The 16265-nt window shown below is 62.0% G+C and carries 18 protein-coding genes; 11 read left to right on the top strand and 7 right to left on the bottom strand.

What is annotated here, in order from left to right; translation table 11 throughout:
* Positions 1-119: 119 nt before the first annotated feature.
* Together ASC86_RS18745 and ASC86_RS18740 are read left to right on the top strand one after the other, a co-directional pair.
* Positions 120-1244: a GTP-binding protein gene (locus ASC86_RS18745; RefSeq protein ID WP_056324662.1), complete on the top strand. Its 1125-nt coding sequence runs from the start codon at positions 120-122 to the stop codon at positions 1242-1244.
* On the top strand, positions 1244-2233 hold the full coding sequence (locus ASC86_RS18740; protein ID WP_056324659.1) for a WD40 repeat domain-containing protein: 990 nt from the start codon (positions 1244-1246) through the stop codon (positions 2231-2233). The genes ASC86_RS18745 and ASC86_RS18740 overlap by 1 nt, the downstream gene beginning before the upstream one ends.
* A 9-nt stretch (positions 2234-2242) precedes the next feature.
* On the opposite strand, the gene ASC86_RS18735 is transcribed toward ASC86_RS18740, so the two are convergent.
* Positions 2243-2698 carry a glyoxalase superfamily protein gene (locus ASC86_RS18735; RefSeq protein ID WP_056324657.1) on the bottom strand — a complete coding sequence of 152 codons (456 nt, stop codon included), beginning with the start codon at positions 2696-2698 and terminating at the stop codon, positions 2243-2245.
* Between the two features lie 282 nt (positions 2699-2980).
* Entirely contained in the window at positions 2981-3286 is a 306-nt protein-coding gene (locus ASC86_RS18730; RefSeq protein ID WP_056324654.1) for a hypothetical protein, read from the bottom strand.
* A 243-nt stretch (positions 3287-3529) separates the two neighbouring features.
* Between ASC86_RS18730 and ASC86_RS18725 the strand changes: the two genes are divergently transcribed.
* A complete protein-coding gene (locus ASC86_RS18725) occupies positions 3530-4096 on the top strand; it encodes a hypothetical protein (protein ID WP_056324651.1) in 567 nt (188 codons plus the stop codon).
* The gene (locus tag ASC86_RS18720; protein ID WP_056324649.1) at positions 4071-4691 is read left to right on the top strand and encodes a hypothetical protein; all 621 of its coding nucleotides are present in this window, start codon (positions 4071-4073) and stop codon (positions 4689-4691) included. Before ASC86_RS18725 ends, ASC86_RS18720 begins: the two co-directional genes overlap by 26 nt.
* 54 nt (positions 4692-4745) lie before the next feature.
* On the opposite strand, the gene ASC86_RS18715 is transcribed toward ASC86_RS18720, so the two are convergent.
* Together ASC86_RS18715 and odc2 are read right to left on the bottom strand one after the other, a co-directional pair.
* On the bottom strand, positions 4746-5336 hold the full coding sequence (locus tag ASC86_RS18715) for an N-acetyltransferase (protein WP_056324646.1): 591 nt from the start codon (positions 5334-5336) through the stop codon (positions 4746-4748).
* Between the two features lie 94 nt (positions 5337-5430).
* Positions 5431-6564: an ornithine/lysine decarboxylase gene (odc2, locus tag ASC86_RS18710; RefSeq protein ID WP_056324644.1), complete on the bottom strand. Its 1134-nt coding sequence runs from the start codon at positions 6562-6564 to the stop codon at positions 5431-5433.
* A gap of 704 nt (positions 6565-7268) precedes the next feature.
* Between odc2 and ASC86_RS18705 the strand changes: the two genes are divergently transcribed.
* The 3 genes from ASC86_RS18705 (at position 7269) to ASC86_RS18695 (ending at position 9894) form a co-directional block, all read left to right on the top strand.
* On the top strand, positions 7269-8162 hold the full coding sequence (locus tag ASC86_RS18705; protein WP_056324641.1) for a LysR family transcriptional regulator: 894 nt from the start codon (positions 7269-7271) through the stop codon (positions 8160-8162).
* Positions 8163-8245: 83 nt separating this feature from the next.
* On the top strand, positions 8246-8887 hold the full coding sequence (locus tag ASC86_RS18700) for a DUF1007 family protein (protein WP_056324639.1): 642 nt from the start codon (positions 8246-8248) through the stop codon (positions 8885-8887).
* A complete protein-coding gene (locus ASC86_RS18695) occupies positions 8881-9894 on the top strand; it encodes a nickel/cobalt transporter (RefSeq protein ID WP_056324637.1) in 1014 nt (337 codons plus the stop codon). The genes ASC86_RS18700 and ASC86_RS18695 overlap by 7 nt, the downstream gene beginning before the upstream one ends.
* A gap of 4 nt (positions 9895-9898) precedes the next feature.
* Here the strand turns inward: ASC86_RS18695 and ASC86_RS18690 are convergent, their stop codons facing one another.
* The 3 genes from ASC86_RS18690 to ASC86_RS18680 form a co-directional block, all read right to left on the bottom strand.
* A complete protein-coding gene (locus ASC86_RS18690) occupies positions 9899-10114 on the bottom strand; it encodes a hypothetical protein (RefSeq protein ID WP_056324634.1) in 216 nt (71 codons plus the stop codon).
* A gap of 116 nt (positions 10115-10230) precedes the next feature.
* Entirely contained in the window at positions 10231-10974 is a 744-nt protein-coding gene (locus ASC86_RS18685) for a tellurite resistance TerB family protein (RefSeq protein WP_056324630.1), read from the bottom strand.
* A 117-nt stretch (positions 10975-11091) separates the two neighbouring features.
* Entirely contained in the window at positions 11092-11730 is a 639-nt protein-coding gene (locus ASC86_RS18680) for a 2-dehydro-3-deoxy-phosphogluconate aldolase (RefSeq protein ID WP_056324628.1), read from the bottom strand.
* Between the two features lie 199 nt (positions 11731-11929).
* Between ASC86_RS18680 and ASC86_RS18675 the strand changes: the two genes are divergently transcribed.
* From ASC86_RS18675 to xylB, 4 genes are all read left to right on the top strand, one after another.
* Positions 11930-12403, top strand: coding sequence for a CYTH domain-containing protein (locus tag ASC86_RS18675; RefSeq protein WP_056324625.1), 474 nt, complete (start codon positions 11930-11932; stop codon positions 12401-12403).
* Between the two features lie 56 nt (positions 12404-12459).
* Positions 12460-13419, top strand: coding sequence for a rhodanese-related sulfurtransferase (locus tag ASC86_RS18670; protein WP_056324622.1), 960 nt, complete (start codon positions 12460-12462; stop codon positions 13417-13419).
* A 319-nt stretch (positions 13420-13738) separates the two neighbouring features.
* Positions 13739-14791 carry a LacI family DNA-binding transcriptional regulator gene (locus ASC86_RS18665; protein WP_056324620.1) on the top strand — a complete coding sequence of 351 codons (1053 nt, stop codon included), beginning with the start codon at positions 13739-13741 and terminating at the stop codon, positions 14789-14791.
* Between the two features lie 9 nt (positions 14792-14800).
* The gene (gene xylB / locus ASC86_RS18660; RefSeq protein WP_056324617.1) at positions 14801-16252 is read left to right on the top strand and encodes a xylulokinase; all 1452 of its coding nucleotides are present in this window, start codon (positions 14801-14803) and stop codon (positions 16250-16252) included.
* Positions 16253-16265: the final 13 nt, after the last annotated feature.

Below are 16265 nucleotides of genomic sequence, written 5' to 3'. Positions count from 1 at the left end.
ACGACAGAGGACAATCAACCCAACACTTTTCGCGCCGCCCATTTGCGCTTGCCGCTTTCCTCTCCTATATCAGCAACGACCGTGCCCGCAGGCACCAGTGCATTTCCCTCGAGGTTCCCATGACCGAAGCTTCCGCACACAAGCCCATCCCCGTCACCGTCCTGACAGGCTATCTCGGCGCCGGAAAGACGACGCTTCTCAACCGCATCCTCTCCGAAAACCATGGCCGCAAATATGCCGTCATCGTCAACGAATTCGGCGAGATCGGCATCGACAACGACCTCATCGTCGAGTCCGACGAAGAAATCTATGAAATGAACAATGGCTGCGTCTGCTGCACCGTGCGCGGCGACCTGATCCGGGTCGTCGAGGGCCTGATGCGCCGCCCCGGCCGCTTCGACGCCATCATCGTCGAGACCACCGGCCTTGCCGATCCCGTGCCGGTCGCCCAGACCTTCTTCATGGACGACGACGTGCGCGCCAAGACCGAGCTTGATGCCGTCGTGGCGCTGGTCGATGCCAAGCATCTGCCGCTGCGCCTGAAGGACAGCCGCGAAGCCGAAGACCAGATCGCCTTCGCCGATGTCGTGCTGCTCAACAAGACCGACCTCGTCACCCCGGAAGAGCTGGCGAAGATCGAGGCGACCGTGCGCGTCATCAATCCCTCCGCCCGCATCTACCGCACCCAGCGCTCCGAAATCGACCTGAGCAAGGTTCTCGACCAGGGTGCCTTCAACCTGGAACGGGCACTCGAAAACGACCCGCACTTCCTCGATCACGATCACCACGATCATGACCATGCCTGCGGCCCGGATTGCGACCACGACCACCATCACCACCATGATCATGATCATGATCACCACCATCACGACCATGATCATCACGACCATCACCATCACGATGCCCCTTCGCCGATCCATGACGTGACGGTTCAGTCGGTATCGCTGCGCGGCGGCGAGATGAACCCGGATCGCTTCTTCCCCTGGATTCAGAAGATTACCCAGACTGAAGGCCCGAACATCCTGCGCCTCAAGGGCATCATCGCCTTCGCCGGCGACGCGCAGCGTTATGTCGTACAGGGCGTTCACATGATCATCGAGGGCGATCACCAGCGCGACTGGAAGGAAGGCGAAAAGCGCGAAAGCCGCCTCGTCTTCATCGGCCGCGAACTGGATCGCGAAAAGCTGGAACGCACCTTCAAGGCCTGCGAAGCCACCGTGGCCAGTGAGGCGCAGCCGAACTGATGCCGACCGTCGCCCCCCTCGATCTCGAAGGCCACGTCGTCGGCGTGGCCTATCTGAAGGACGTCCCGGTCTTTGCCGAGGCCTCCGGCCTCGTCTACCGCCTCGATCATGGCCAGAAGGTCTGTGAAGTCCATGAAGGGCTTCTCGCCGCCGTCCACGATACGGCAACCGACACGCTGCTGACATCAGGCGAAGACGGCCGCGTCGTCCGCATGGCCGCCGACGGCACGACGACGGAACTCGCGACCATCCCGCGCAAGTGGATCTCTCAAGTTGCCGCCGGTCCGCAGGGCGCGGTCGGCTATGCCTCGGGCAAGACCGCCTATGTGCGGCTCGCGGACGGCACGACCAAGGAATTCACCGAACAACGCACCATCGAAGGCATCGCTTTTGCGCCGAAGGGCATGCGCGTCGCGCTCGCCCGCTATAACGGCGTGACGCTGCACTGGGTGGCGACGTCAGGCCAGCCGGTCGATCTCGAATGGAAGGGCGCCCACACCGGCGTCACCTTCTCGCCGGACGGCCGTTTTCTCGTCACCACCATGCAGGAAAACGCCCTGCACGGCTGGAAGCTCGATACCAAGCCGGGCGCCGAAACCCGCCACATGCGCATGACCGGCTATCCCGCCAAGGTCAAATCCATTTCCTGGTCCGCCAAGGGCAAGTGGCTGGCCTCCTCCGGCGCACCGGCCGCCATCGTCTGGCCTTTCCAGGCCAAGGACGGCCCGATGGGCAAGGCGCCGCTGGAACTCGGCACCCGCGCCAACATCATGGTCACGCAGGTCTGCTGCCACCCGGCGGAAGACATCGCAGCCCTCGGCTTTGCCGACGGCATGATCCTTGCCGTGCGGTTTGCCGACAGCAAGGAAGTACTGCTGCGCCGCCCCGGCAAGGGGGCGATCTCGGCCATGGCCTGGAACCGCGACGGCCGCCAGCTCGCCTTCGGCAGCGAAACCGGCGACTGCGGTGTGATCGATATCGCCGGCTGAACCGCCACCCTACCAGAACAGCTCCAGCTGCGGCCGGCCGTTCGAGGTCTTCTCGACGGTGCGGCCGTTTTCGCCGATGGTGCAGTGGACACGCTGGCGAAAGGCCGAGAAGCTGTCGAAGGTCACGACATCGACGGGCTCGGCGAAATGCAGCGTCAGCCGGTAGCGTCCCGGCTGCGACTGGATCGCCTGCACGCCCAAAATCTCGGCCTCGAAGGGCTGGCCGAGATAAAGCCCCTTCACCTTCGAGCCGAGCATCCACGGATTGAGCGGCGGCCGGTTGCCGACGACGGCATGCAGCGTATTCCAGTCGCGAAAGCCGTATTGGCTGGCGATGAGTTCCAGAGCTTTCGAATGGCTTGTGTCTTGTCCCTGCGCTTCGAGCGCTGCCCGCAGGCGTTTGGCCTGTTCCTTCAGGCCTTCCAGGGATGGTAGCGGCACAGTGCCGCTTGATGCAGTACCCATGACAGGTCTCCTTCAACGACATGCTTCTTGATGGAGGGGTCCGCATTGCCACCGGATCGCATGCCATGAACATGGATAACCGTGTCTACGTCGAGAGCTTCACCTTGGCTTTCGCCAGCGGACGGCCGGGGCTCTTTCCCGTTGGCCCGGCTCTAGGCCAATCCGTAACCCCTGTCAATTCCGACCACAAAACCAAAGCGGCGCCCGGATAGCCGGACGCCGCCTGAAGGGGTGGCTACGCTGGGGAGGAGGGCCACCACCCCTTTTTCCGTATGGCCTCGATCAGTGGCGGTGCTTCTTGCCGCCGCCTTCCGTGATGTTGCCGTTGCCGGAGAGGATGTTGAGACCCAGCAGGCCGCCGTTCTGCGACAGGATGTTGTTCAGCGAGCCGTTCAGCGCCTGGTTCAGCACGTTGTTTCCGGACAGAACGTCGCCAACGTTGACCGAGGGGCCGATGACAACGTCATTGCCGTTGCCGATACCGAGGTTCTTGCCCGAAAAAAGGCTCAAGCCTCCGGCGGAAGCGGGCGAAACAGCCAGGATCGAGGATGCGGCAGCGATGCAGGCGATAGCGAATTTGGTCTTCATGTCCCGTTCTCCTTTGTGAAAGTGCAAGTCGTTTGCACAACCAAGAGAATATGTTTCGAAATAGAATTCGCAAGCATAGATGGAAAACGTAATAAATAATTAACCATAATAAATACAACTTTAAGATACACACTTATATAGTTTATTTAGATATTTAATACGCGCAAAGAGTGCTTTTGTTACCTTTCGTTAACCAGCCAAGGGCATAGTCCTCTTATAAAATCATGGGTTGAGTATCTTGAGATGAAGGCCGCATCGGCAGTCCTGTTTTTCAGCCTCGCCGCCGCCCTTCCCTCTAGGGCTGCGGCCGAAATGAAGTTCGATTACCTCACCGAAATCGGTCATTCGAGCAATCTTTTCGAGGACGCGAACAACCTTTCCGGCACATTTTGGCAGGAAACGCTGAAGCTGCGCGGCAGTCTGGAGCAGGATGGCACAAAACTCAGCTACGCCATCCGCCAGGCGGAAAAGCGCACCGGCCGCTATCGCTTCGGCGATACCAATGAAACCGAACTCAACCTCGGATATAGTTTTGCCTTGGGAAAGGATGCATTGTTCGAGCTGGAAGCCGCCTATCTGCGCAGCACCTCCGGCGACGTGCTGCTCGCCCTGCCGCAATCGGTCATCGGCTACCGGACGACGGACCGGCAGCTCCAGTTCGCCGGCCAATACACAACTTCAAGCTTTATCGGCAAGACGGTTGCGGCCGTGAAGGCATCGACCCTCAAAAACGGAGATGCACGTTTTACGATCAATCTGCTGCGACCGACGAAGCTCGATCCCGATGTCTCGCTGGCCGGCTTCTCTTAGCCATTATGTGCCGGCGCTCGGCGGCGAACTCTGCTTCTGCGGCGAGATCGAAGGCAGCTTCATCGAGAACGAGGAACAGAAGAAATATGCCCGCTTTCCCGCCACCAAGCTGCGCGGCGCGCTCGCCTATGCGCGGGTGGTCGGCACGCTGACTCTGATCGGCGAGGCCGGCTTCACCATCCTCTCCAGCGATAGCCTCGCGCCGCTGGAGCGTATCAGTTACCCGTACCTGCGCGCCGAAGCCATGTGGAAGCCGAATTCGGTTCTGGAAGCATCCCTCGGCTACAAGCGCAGCCTGTCGATCGGCGATATCGACGATGCGGTGGCCGAGGATACCAGCCTCTACAGCGCCGCCCTTGCCCTCCGCATCGCACCGGCGGTGGCGGCAGGCCTCAGCTACACCTTCGCCGACAGCGAATATGTCTATTACATCTATAACCGCAAACGCCGCAGCCTTTCGGCAAAGCTGGTGCTCGGCGCCGACGACAAGCCGAAGCTCGAAATCGAATATGCCCGCATCGTGCAAAGCGAGAGCGACGCCGACGCAAACTATAAGGCAAACACCATCGGCGCCCGCCTGAACGGATCGTTCTGAAACGAAAACGCCCGGAGACTATCCGGGCGTTTCGGAGCAACCTTTTCGGCGCCTTCACGCTGCCTTGCGCAGCGACGGGCGCGCAAGCTTGCGTCCGCTCGGGGTCAGAAGACCGACGGCGCCGTCCAGCCAGCCGGCCTTGAGTTCGAGACCGAGGAACCGATGGCGCTCGAACGGGCCGGGCATGACGAGGTGCTTCGCCTTGTCGGCGAAGAAGCCGAAGCGCTCGTAATAGGGGGCGTCACCCACGAGCAGGATCGCGCCATGGCCGCGCTTCTTGGCTTCAGCGATGGCCGCCCGCATCAGCGCGCCGCCGATGCCCTTGCCTTCCTGCGCGCTATCAACGGCGAGCGGACCGAGCAGCAGTGCCGGAACGGAGCTGCCGTCGCGGTCGACACCGGCTTCGACATTCCACAGCCGCACCGTGCCGATGACATGGCCATCGGTATCGCGGGCAACGAGGGCAAGACCTTCGGCCGGAACGCGGTTGCGGCGCAGCGCTTCCGACGACTTGCGGCGGCGGTTCGGCCCCATGGCGCGGTCGAGCAGGTTTTCGCGCGCGACGATGTCGCCCGGATTTTCCTGGTCGATGGTGAAGGTGTTGTGCGCAAAGAACGCACGGACAGAATCAAGAACAGCGGCCATCGTGGCCTCCGAAACTCAAAACCGTTTCAGACGGTGTCAGACGAAAATTGTGAAGGTGCGGCTCCCGTCCCAAAGGCTCGGGAGCCGCAAAACGTCAGATGACGTAGGACTTCAGCGGCTCAAAGCCATTGAAGGCGACGGCCGAGTAGGTCGTCGTGTAGGCGCCGGTGCCCTCGATCAGAACTTCGTCACCGATCGAAAGCGAGAGCGGCAGCGGATACATGTTCTTCTCGTACATGACGTCGGCCGAATCGCAGGTCGGGCCGGCCAGCACGCAGGGCTCCATCTCGTCGGCGTCATGGGCGGTGCGGATCGGGTAACGGATCGCTTCGTCCATGGTTTCGGCGAGGCCGCCGAACTTGCCGATGTCGAGGAACACCCAGCGATGGGCGTCATTGTCCGACTTGCGCGAGATCAGCACGACTTCCGACTTGATCACGCCGGCATTGCCGACCATGCCGCGGCCCGGCTCGATGATCGTTTCCGGCAGGTTGTTGCCGAAGTGCTTGCGCAGCGCGCCGTAGATCGCCTGACCATAGGCTTCGGCAGACGGAACGTCGCGCAGGTACTTGGTCGGGAAACCGCCGCCCATGTTGACCATCTTCAGCTCGATGCCCTGCTTGGCAAGCGAGACGAAAACGCGCTTGGCGTCCGACAGGGCCGCATCCCAGGCGTCGAGCTTGGTCATCTGCGAACCGACATGGAACGAGACGCCATAGGAAACGAGGCCGAGCTGGCGGGCGTAGACGAGAACGTCGACGGCCATCTGCGGAACGCAGCCGAACTTGCGCGACAGCGGCCATTCGGCGCCTTCGCCATCGGTCAGGACGCGGCAGAACACACGGGCGCCCGGAGCAGCACGGGAAATCTTCTCGACTTCCTCATGGCTGTCGACCGCGAAAAGCGACACGCCGAGCGCATGCGCGCGAGCGACATCGCGCTCCTTCTTGATGGTGTTGCCATAGGAGATGCGCTGCGCGGTCGCGCCGGCATTAAGCGCCATTTCAATTTCAGCGACGGACGCGCAATCGAAGTTGGAACCCATGCTGGCGAGAAGGCGCAGGATTTCCGGCGCCGGGTTGGCCTTGACGGCATAGAAGATCGCGCTGTCCGGCATGGCATGACGGAACGCCTTGAAGTTGTCGCTGACGACGTCGAGATCGACCACGAGGCAAGGACCGTCGGGACGTCGGGTGTTCAGGAAGTCGGCGATACGTGCAGTCATCATGGTGGTATTCCCCATATTCCATAGGCTCCGGAAACCCGGAGGACAAAGGGCATACGAGTGCGCGCATAGGAACCAGCCGGTGGAGACCCCGGTACCACGCATGCGCTCGTACAGCGCGGATGATGGATCAACGCCCTGCCAAGAGCTTTTGATCCGCTTTGTCTGCCATGGATTGGTGGGGGAACCCGACCGCACTTCCGGCAATGAAGGTGTGCCTCTAAGTAACCCCGGCTGATGGAAAGCCGGCAGAGAACAAAAAGGCCCGCACCGTCGTTGCTTCAAGATGTCCTCGCATTTCCCGGTTGGCCGGAATAGCGACTGGAGCGGTTAGTTCCAGGTACCTTACCGATGACCTCACCTTAGGGACGTATCCCAGTTCGAGGGTCGGCGGACACCCACAGGCACGTGCGACTTTGGGCAAGGGGGAGATAAGAAAAATCATTGTCGTAATCAAGAGGATTTTTCCGGCAGGGAAATATTTTTTGAAGTGAAACGGAAGGCTCTTTTCCGTTCACATTTAGCGAACAATTTCCTTGACCTCCCGGCCAAATCCAACCTACTGTTTTCACATAATTTTCTGAGAATTTTAGCAGCGCGAAAAACACGCGCCGAAATGGCGACCCCAAAGGGCGGTTTCTTTTCGCCGCTCCGGCCGGAATGACGAACCGCCGCGAATCGGGTGCCTTGAGAATCAGGAGAGCTGAATGGATACCTTGACCCGCATCCGCGCCTTCATCGATGTCGTCGATGCCGAAGGCTTCTCCGCCGCCGCCCGCAAGGTCGGTCGCTCCAAGGCGCTGCTTTCCAAATATGTGCGCGAACTGGAAGACGAACTCGGCGCCCTGCTCTTGAACCGCACCACGCGCCAGTTCTCGCTCACCGAAGCCGGCCATACCTATTACCGCACGGCATCCGAAATCCTGAAGGAGATCGACAATCTCGCCGATCTCGTGCGCGCCGGCAATTCCGACCTCAAGGGCAAGCTCAGGATCACCGCGCCACGCACCTTCGTCGATGCCGAGATCGGCCAGTCATTGATCGATTTCGGCAAGGCGCATCCCGAACTGTCACTGGAAATCGTCTCCGACGACCGCTTCGTCGATCTGGTGGAGGAAGGCTTCGATGTGGCGATCCGGGTCACCAAGCTTGAGGATTCGGCCCTCATCGCCCGCAAGCTTGCGGATTTTCAGTTGAAGATCTGCGCCTCGCCGCGTTTCCTGGCGATGACCGGGCCGATCGTCCACCCGTCCGAACTTTCCAAGATCGCCTGCGTCATCGACACCAACGGCCGCTCCTACAGCAACTGGCGCTTCGTCGAGAAGGACGGCACCGGCTTCAGCGTGCCGGTGAGCGGCCCGATCGAGGTCAACAGCCCGCTTGCCGCCGTGCGCGCCGCCGAATCGGGCGTCGGTGTCGCCTCCGTGCCGGAGTTCATCGCTCGCCCGAAGATCGCCGCCGGCACGCTCGTCTCGCTGTTCGAGGAATACCTGCCGAACGACCGCGGCATCTATGCCATCTATCCGCATCGCCGCTATCTGCCGACCAAGGTACGCACCCTCGTCGATTTCCTGACGGCGTGGTTTCGCAAGAACAGCTGACGCGGGCCAGTCCCAATTCCGTCCCATTTCGGCCGCATGCATCGCCACGATGCCTGCTGTCGTCTCCAGGCAAGGGAAGCCTCATGAACCGTCTATCCGTCCTTTTTGCTGCGGCCGCAGCACTCTTGCCATCGATGGCCATTGCCCATCCGCATATCTTCGCCGAGGCGCGGCTCGAAATCGTCACCGACGACAAAAATGAGATTTCCGAACTGCGCAACGTCTGGCGTTTCGACGACCTGTTCACGGCCAGTGTGGTGATGGATTTCGACAAGAATTCGAACGCACAGCTCGACCCGGACGAACTCCAGGAGATCGGCCAGACGGTTCTGGATTCGCTGCAGGAATACAACTATTACACGACCATCCTCGACAACGGCAAAAGCGTGAAAGTCACCAAGCCGGACGGCATCGTCGCCGACTATAAGGATGGCCAGCTGCTGCTGATGTTCGCCGTCAAGCCCGCCGAGACCATCCCGCTCAAGGGCAGGCTCTCCTTCGGCGTCTACGATCCCACCATGTATACCGCGATCGATTTTCCGACCGACGACGATCTCGCGCCGGTCGGCGACAAGATCAGCGCCTGCGAGCACAAGGTGGTTCGCCCCGATCCCGACGAGGTGCTGTCGGAAAATAAGGCAAGCCTGACGGACGCCTTCTTCAACGACCCGACCGGCACCGACATGTCGAAGATGTTTGCCACAAGGATCGAGTTCACATGCTGAAAGCCCGCCGGCCGATCGTCCTTGCCCTGACCGCCCTCGGCATCGCGGCCACGTGGGCCACGCTCGCCCATGCGCAATCGCCGCTCGGCATCGGCACGGCGGAGCCCGCCTTCAACATGACCGGGCCTTTCGGCGGCTTCTTTGCCTGGGTCAACCGCGAACAGCAGGGTTTTTATCACACGTTGACGGCCGCGCTCAAAGGCATGCGCGAAAACCCGTGGCAGCTCTGGTCGCTGATCGGGCTTTCCTTCTCCTATGGCGTTTTCCATGCGGCCGGCCCCGGCCACGGCAAGGCCGTCATCTCCTCCTACATGATCGCCAACGAGACGGAGCTGAAACGCGGCGTCGTGCTTTCCTTCCTCTCCTCCTTCCTGCAGGGCATCGTCGCCATCCTGCTGGTCGGCGCCGCTTATCTGGTGCTGCGCGGCTCCTCGATTTCGATGACGCAAGCGACCCAGTTTCTGGAAACCACCAGCTACGCCCTGATCGCCGCCTTCGGCGGATGGCTGCTCTATCGCAAGCTGAAGGCAATGATGGTGCGCGAACCGGCGCTCGTGCCCGCCTTGGCAACCGATCACCATCACCATGACCATCATCATGATGGCCATCACCACCATGAGGCCGGCGAAGTCTGCTCGACCTGCGGCCACGCCCATGCGCCCGATCCTTCCATGTTGAAGGGCGAAACCTTCGATTGGCGCGAGGCATGGTCGGCGATCGTCGCGGTGGGGTTGCGCCCCTGCTCCGGCGCGCTGATCGTGCTGAGCTTCGCGTTGCTGAACGGCCTTTATATCGGCGGCGTGCTGTCGGTCTTAGCCATGTCGGTCGGCACGGCCATCACCGTCTCGGCACTGGCGACCCTGGCCGTCACCGCCAAGGATTTTGCCGTGCGTTATGCCTCATCGGCAACTACGGCGACGCGCATCGGCAATGCCATCGAGATTTTCGGAGCCTTGCTGGTGCTGGTGCTGGGACTGGTGCTTCTGGGCGCGGCGCTGCAGGCTTGAGACGTCAGAGCCCACGCTTGCGCTGGTAGCGAGCGCGCAGCCAGAAAATCAGAAAGAAGCCGAGCACGCACAGCGTGCCGAACACGGCCGCCAGCCACGGTGAAAAATCGCCGATCCAGAGCATCGCCTTCGGGAGCAGGAAGAAGCCGAAGCCGACCACGAGAAGAATGACGGCGGCGGCAATGGCCGGCGAACGTTCGTTATCCTTGCCCTCGGCCATATCATTCTCTCCTTGATCCTGTGCGGCTATCGCTAACGAAATTCCGAAACGAAAGCCAGTCACAAAAAACCTCCGCGCCGGTTTCGGAGCGGAGGCTTGATGATCGTGTCAAAACCTTACGCCCAGGGATTGGACCCTGTCGGCGCCACCGGTGCCTTGGCCGCGGAAACCGTCGCCTCGATATGATCGACCAGCGCATCGGCAAGACCGAGACGGCCGGCGAGCAGATCGAGATAACCCCGCTCGGCGCGGCTATCCGGCTCGATGGCCAGACGCGAAGCGGTATAAAGCTCCACCTTCTCCTCTTCCGTCTGGGCCGCTGCGACGATGGCATCGAGATCGGTGGGCTTGGTCAGTTCGTCGTTCAGGAACTGCTCGGCTTCGGCATCGAGACCGGCAAGTTTCACCTTGTCCATAATCCGCGCGCGCTCGGTATCGTCGATATGGCCATCGGCGCGGGCGGCCGCGATCATCGCCCGCACGAGAAACAGCACGAAATCGTTGCGCACCACGGCAGGCTCCGTACTAAAGCCGGAATCGGCCGGCGGCGGCAGGAGTTCGGGCTGGGCCTGCGGCTGCGCGGGATCGGGTTGAGCGACCGGCTCCTTGCCGGCCTGATAATTCTTGTAGGCCTGATAGCCGAGGCCGGCGATGGCCGCGAGACCGCCAAGCTTTGCCGCGGTTCCGGCCACGTCGCGCCCGGTTTCGGTGCCGAGCAGCACGGCGGCAAGGGCGCCCGCCTTCCAGGGATTGTCCTTGGCCATCTGGATCGCTTGGCCCGCGCGGTCGCGCACGGTGCCGCCGGCACCGGGGATTTCGCTGCCGAGGAACTGATCCAGAAGTTTCTTCGCGTCGAACATGTGGGGCTCACTCCCTTGCTGGTTGAAGCAGGATTGAGACATAGGAACATGAAGAAGGGAATACAAATGACAAGGCCGCCCAAAGGCGGCCCCGCGGATAAAAAAGCTCTTTCAGGATCAACCCTTCAGCGCGAAAGCCTCGGAAGCGAGCTTCGTGATGCCCGCCCAGTCGCCCTTGGCGACCAGATCCTTCGGCGCGACCCAGGAGCCGCCGACGCAGACGACGTTCGGCAGCGACAGGTAATCCTTCGCATTCGACAGCGAAATGCCGCCGGTCGGGCAGAACAGCGTGCCGGCGAGCGGCGAAGAGAGAGACTTCAGATAGGCCGCACCGCCGGCCTGCTCGGCCGGGAAGAACTTCATCACCTCATAGCCTTCTTCGCGCAGGCCCATGACTTCGCTCGCCGTCGCAGCGCCCGGCAGCAGCGGGATGTCGCTGTCATTGGCAGCATCGATCAGTTCCTGCGTCGTGCCGGGGCTGACGATGAACTGCGAACCCGCCTTGACGGCCTGCTCGTACTGCGCGGCATTGAGGATCGTGCCGGCACCGGCAACGGCGCCTTCGACCTGATCGGCCACCGCGCGGATGGCGTCGAGAGCGGCCGGCGTGCGCAGCGTGATCTCGATGGCTTTCAGGCCGCCGGCGACCAACGCACGGGCCAGCGGCACCGCCGTTGCCAGATCGTCGATGACCAGGACCGGAACGACCGGCTGCAGCTTGAGAACGGAAAGCAGTTTGTCGGTCTTCGTGCTCATGCAGGCCTCCAGGCTTTTAAAACGATTAGATACCGTTGCAATACTCCCGCGCACGCCCCATGTCGAGAGGTGCGTTATCATTGCAGCCTTGCAAGACGTGCAGCCCGGCAAACAAAGGCAAGAAAGCAGGATTTGCAAAAATCTTAAGGATTGCTAGTCTCCCGCGGCCACAAGATCAACCACACCAGGGGCAGAATTGATGGCGAAGGAAATAGAGCGCAAGTTCCTCGTCGCCGGCGACCGCTGGCGCAAGCTGACCGACGGCGGCACCCGGCTGAAACAGGCCTATATCGTCGCCATGGACGATCGTTCGGTCAGGGTGCGCATTTCCGGAGGAAAGCGGGCGCAACTCACCACCAAGATTTCCAAGAGCGCGGTGGTGCGCGAGGAATTCGAATATGACATTCCGCTCGATGACGCCGAAGACATGATGCGCCAGGCAATCGGCGTCGTTATCGAAAAGACGCGCTACTGCGTTCCCCACGGCGGCTTCACCTGGGAGATCGACGTCTATCAGGGCGACCTGCGCGGCCTTGTTATCGCCGAGGTCGAAATGGAAAGCGAAACCGACCTGCCGCCGATCCCGGACTGGATCGGTCGCGAGGTGACCGGAAACTATCGCTATTCCAACCACTACCTCGCTCTCGAAGGCCTGCCGCAGATGTCGGCTTGAACCGGCAACGCTGCGGCAGATTGCGCGAAACGCCGGAAAGCTGTATTTCACCGGCCATGACCGACACGCTCGACACCGCCCGCCCGGATGCCATCGCTCCGGCACAGGACAGCCCGTTTCTCGTGGCTGCGCTCTATCATTTTGTTTCCTTTCCACGTTTCGCCGATTTTCGTGCGGCCCTGCAGGCGCTTTGCGACGAAAACGGCGTGAAGGGCACGCTGCTCATCGCCCATGAGGGCATCAACGGCACCATCGCCGGCACCGATGCCGGCATTGCCGCTGTCCTCGCCTTCCTGCGGTCGCAGCCGGAATTCGCTTTGCTGGAGCACAAGGAAAGCCGCGCTTCCGCCATGCCTTTCCTGCGCATAAAGGTGCGGCTGAAGAAGGAAATCGTCACCATGGGCGTCGAGGATATCGACCCCAACAAGGTTGTCGGCACCTATGTCGAGCCGAAGGACTGGAACGCGCTGATCTCCGATCCGGAAACAATCGTCATCGACACCCGCAACGATTACGAGACGGCCATCGGCATCTTCAGGGGTGCGGTCGATCCTCAGACCAAGACCTTCCGCGAGTTCCCCGACTGGGTGAAGAACAACACCGGCCTGCACAACAAGCCGAAGATCGCCATGTACTGCACCGGCGGCATCCGCTGCGAGAAGGCGACGGCCTTCATGAAGGAGCAGGGCTTCGACGAGGTCTATCACCTCAAGGGCGGCATCCTCAAATATCTGGAAACCGTGCCGGAGGAAGAAAGCCTCTGGGAAGGCGCCTGCTTCGTCTTCGACGACCGCGTTTCGGTGACCCATGGCCTGAAGGAAGGCGAGCACACCCTCTGCCACGCCTGCCGCCAGCCGCTGACGCTGGAAGACCTGAAATCGCCTCATCATGAAGACGGCGTGGCCTGCGTTCACTGCCACGAGGTCCGCACCGACGAGGACCGGCAGCGCTACCGCCAGCGCCAGCAGCAGATCGAACTCGCCAAAAAGCGCGGCGAGAAGCATCTGGGAAGCTGAGATCGCCCGTCTGCCTTGCGTAGGCAATTGCGAGCCGACGGAGATGCCAAAATCCTCAGTCGTCCCCTCTCCCCGCCTGCGGGGAGAGGGCTAGGGTGAGGGGCATTCCTTGCCTGTAGGCCCCTCATCCGGCCTGTCGGCCACCTTCTCCCCGCAAGCGGGGAGAAGGGAAATGCCGCACCTTTCGCCCCACGAATACCGCCTACTGCATCAGAAATTCCAAATTAAAAACAACTACATTCTCAGCCGGCGCTATTGTCCGCTAATTTCTGATTTACGTACATCAAAAATTCCTCTAAAGCTTGCCGCGGAGGAAAAGATGCGCCCAACCGTTCATGACATTGCCGCTGCCGCGGGGGTGAGCCTTGCGACCGTCGACCGGGTACTGAACCTGCGTCCGGGCGTCCGCACCGTGACGCGCGAAAAGGTGGAAAAGGCGATCGAGCGTATCGGCTATATCAGAGATGTCGCCGCCGCCAATCTCGCCAAGAGCCGCATCTACCCGCTGGTCTTCATCCTGCCCGCCGGCGACAACTCGTTCATGCGCGGGCTGGAGGCCGAAATCCGCGCCGCCATCGAACGCTCAGCCTTCGAGCGCACCCAGATTTCGATCGTCACCGTACCGGCCTTCGACGCCCCTGCCCTGCAGGCTGCTTTGGAAGAAGCTCACGCCATCCGTCCCGCCGGCATTGCCGTGGTGGCAGTCGATTCCCCGGAGGTAGCCGCCTCCGTCAACCGGTTGCGTGATGACGGCATCCCCGTCGTCACATTGGTCTCCGATCTCTCGGGTTCCAATCGGGATCATTTTGCCGGCGTAGACAACACCGCCGCCGGTCGCACCGCCGGCAACCTGATGGGCCGTTTCCTCGGCGAACGCCCCGGCCCGGTTGCCGTGCTCGCCGGCTCCATGCTGGTGCGCGACCATCGCGAACGTCTGGAAGGTTTTCGCGCCGTGCTGGACGCGGAATTTCCCGGCCGCACGATCCTGCCCGTTCTCGAAGGTCACGACGATCCGACCGAGGCTGAACGCCTGGTGCGCGGAGCCTTGGAAACCCATCCCGATATCGCCGGCATCTATTCGCTCGGCGCCGGCAATCGCGGCCTGATCACCGCGCTCAAGACAAGTCCTTCAAAACCCTGCGTCATCGCCCACGAACTGACGCCCCACACCCGACGCGCCCTGCAGGACAGCCTGATCGACGCCGTCCTGAATCAGGATGCCGGCCATGAGGTGCGATCAGCCATCCGCGTCCTGAAGGCGAAGGCCGATGGCCTTGCCGTCATCGGCGCGCAGGAGCGCATCCGCATCGATATCTTCCTCAAGGACAACCTGCCCTTCGACGAGGCGAGAACGCCCCGCGAAGACCTCTAGGAGAACAGCATGTATCTCGGTCTCGATCTCGGTACATCCGGGGTAAAAGCGCTTCTGATCGACGAAGCCCAGCGGGTGGTGGGCTCCGCCTCCGGCGCGATGGATGTTTCGCGCCCCCATCCCGGCTGGTCGGAGCAGGACCCGGCCGCCTGGGTCCGCGCCACGGAAGAAGCCGTCGCGGGCCTAAAAGCCGCCCATCCCAAGGAACTCGCCGCCGTCCGCGGCATCGGCCTTTCCGGCCACATGCACGGTGCGACGCTGATCGACGCCGATGACCGGGTCCTGCGCCCCTGCATTCTCTGGAACGATACCCGCAGCTACCATCAGGCGGCCCGCCTCGATTCCGATCCGCAATTCCGCGCCTTGACGGGCAACATCGTCTTCCCCGGCTTCACCGCGCCGAAACTCGTCTGGGTCGCGGAAAACGAGCCGGAAATTTTTGCCAAGGTCGCCAGGGTGCTGCTGCCGAAGGACTATCTGCGCCTGTGGCTAACCGGCGAGCATATTTCCGAAATGTCGGATAGCGCCGGCACCTCCTGGCTCGACACCGGCAAGCGCGCCTGGTCCGAGGCCCTGCTTGCGGCAACCGGCATGACGCTCGACCAGATGCCGTCGCTGATCGAAGGCACCGAGCCCGGCGGTACGCTGAAGGCCGAGATCGCCGCGCGCTGGGGTATGGGGTTAGGTGTGGTCATTGCCGGCGGCGCAGGCGACAACGCGGCGTCGGCCTGCGGCATGGGCACGGTGGGCGAAGGCCATGCCTTCGTCTCGCTTGGCACCTCCGGCGTGCTGTTTGCCGCCAATGCCAGGTACCTGCCGAACCCGGCCAGCGCCGTGCACGCCTTCTGCCATGCGCTTCCCAACACCTGGCACCAGATGGGCGTGATCCTCTCGGCCACCGATGCCCTCAACTGGCATGCCGGCGTCACCGGAAAAAGTGCCGCCGAACTGACCGGCGAGCTAGGTGACACCCTGAAGGCCCCGACCGGCGTCACCTTCCTGCCCTATCTTTCCGGCGAACGCACACCGCACAACGATGCCACCATCCGCGGCGTCTTTGCCGGCCTCAGCCATGAGAGCAGCCGGGTGGTGCTGACGCAGGCCGTGCTCGAAGGCGTCTCCTTCGCCATCCGCGACAGCCTTGAAGCGCTGAAATCGGCCGGCACGACGCTGTCGCGTGTCACCGCCATCGGCGGCGGCTCGCGTTCGCGCTACTGGCTGCGCTCAATCGCCACCGCGCTGAACCTGCCGGTCGATGTTCCAGCCGATGGCGATTTCGGCGCGGCCTTCGGTGCCGCCCGTCTCGGCCTTGTCGCTGCTACGGCCAAAGACCCGCTGTCGGTCTTCACGCCGCCGGCGACCGCCGAAACCATCGAGCCCGATACGGCGCTCCGCGAGGCCTATGAGGCTGCCTATCAGCGCTACCGGCGGCTCTACCCCGCCATCCGCGATGCCTATTGAAAACAGATCCAAC

The sequence above is a fragment of the Rhizobium sp. Root1212 genome, from assembly GCF_001424985.1.
Lineage (GTDB): Bacteria > Pseudomonadota > Alphaproteobacteria > Rhizobiales > Rhizobiaceae > Pararhizobium.
Note: the sequence above shows the minus strand (reverse complement) of the source record. Positions and strands in the feature narration are given on the sequence as shown.

Excerpts from the sequence above, each read along its gene's own strand:
- ASC86_RS18745 (WP_056324662.1), top strand. The coding sequence starts at position 120 with ATGACCGAAGCTTCCGCACACAAGCCCATCCCCGTCACCGTCCTGACA.
- ASC86_RS18740 (WP_056324659.1), top strand. The coding sequence starts at position 1,244 with ATGCCGACCGTCGCCCCCCTCGATCTCGAAGGCCACGTCGTCGGCGTG.
- ASC86_RS18735 (WP_056324657.1), bottom strand. The coding sequence starts at position 2,698 with ATGGGTACTGCATCAAGCGGCACTGTGCCGCTACCATCCCTGGAAGGC.
- ASC86_RS18730 (WP_056324654.1), bottom strand. The coding sequence starts at position 3,286 with ATGAAGACCAAATTCGCTATCGCCTGCATCGCTGCCGCATCCTCGATC.
- ASC86_RS18725 (WP_056324651.1), top strand. The coding sequence starts at position 3,530 with ATGAAGGCCGCATCGGCAGTCCTGTTTTTCAGCCTCGCCGCCGCCCTT.
- ASC86_RS18720 (WP_056324649.1), top strand. The coding sequence starts at position 4,071 with ATGTCTCGCTGGCCGGCTTCTCTTAGCCATTATGTGCCGGCGCTCGGC.
- ASC86_RS18715 (WP_056324646.1), bottom strand. The coding sequence starts at position 5,336 with ATGGCCGCTGTTCTTGATTCTGTCCGTGCGTTCTTTGCGCACAACACC.
- odc2 (WP_056324644.1), bottom strand. The coding sequence starts at position 6,564 with ATGATGACTGCACGTATCGCCGACTTCCTGAACACCCGACGTCCCGAC.
- ASC86_RS18705 (WP_056324641.1), top strand. The coding sequence starts at position 7,269 with ATGGATACCTTGACCCGCATCCGCGCCTTCATCGATGTCGTCGATGCC.
- ASC86_RS18700 (WP_056324639.1), top strand. The coding sequence starts at position 8,246 with ATGAACCGTCTATCCGTCCTTTTTGCTGCGGCCGCAGCACTCTTGCCA.
- ASC86_RS18695 (WP_056324637.1), top strand. The coding sequence starts at position 8,881 with ATGCTGAAAGCCCGCCGGCCGATCGTCCTTGCCCTGACCGCCCTCGGC.
- ASC86_RS18690 (WP_056324634.1), bottom strand. The coding sequence starts at position 10,114 with ATGGCCGAGGGCAAGGATAACGAACGTTCGCCGGCCATTGCCGCCGCC.
- ASC86_RS18685 (WP_056324630.1), bottom strand. The coding sequence starts at position 10,974 with ATGTTCGACGCGAAGAAACTTCTGGATCAGTTCCTCGGCAGCGAAATC.
- ASC86_RS18680 (WP_056324628.1), bottom strand. The coding sequence starts at position 11,730 with ATGAGCACGAAGACCGACAAACTGCTTTCCGTTCTCAAGCTGCAGCCG.
- ASC86_RS18675 (WP_056324625.1), top strand. The coding sequence starts at position 11,930 with ATGGCGAAGGAAATAGAGCGCAAGTTCCTCGTCGCCGGCGACCGCTGG.
- ASC86_RS18670 (WP_056324622.1), top strand. The coding sequence starts at position 12,460 with ATGACCGACACGCTCGACACCGCCCGCCCGGATGCCATCGCTCCGGCA.
- ASC86_RS18665 (WP_056324620.1), top strand. The coding sequence starts at position 13,739 with ATGCGCCCAACCGTTCATGACATTGCCGCTGCCGCGGGGGTGAGCCTT.
- xylB (WP_056324617.1), top strand. The coding sequence starts at position 14,801 with ATGTATCTCGGTCTCGATCTCGGTACATCCGGGGTAAAAGCGCTTCTG.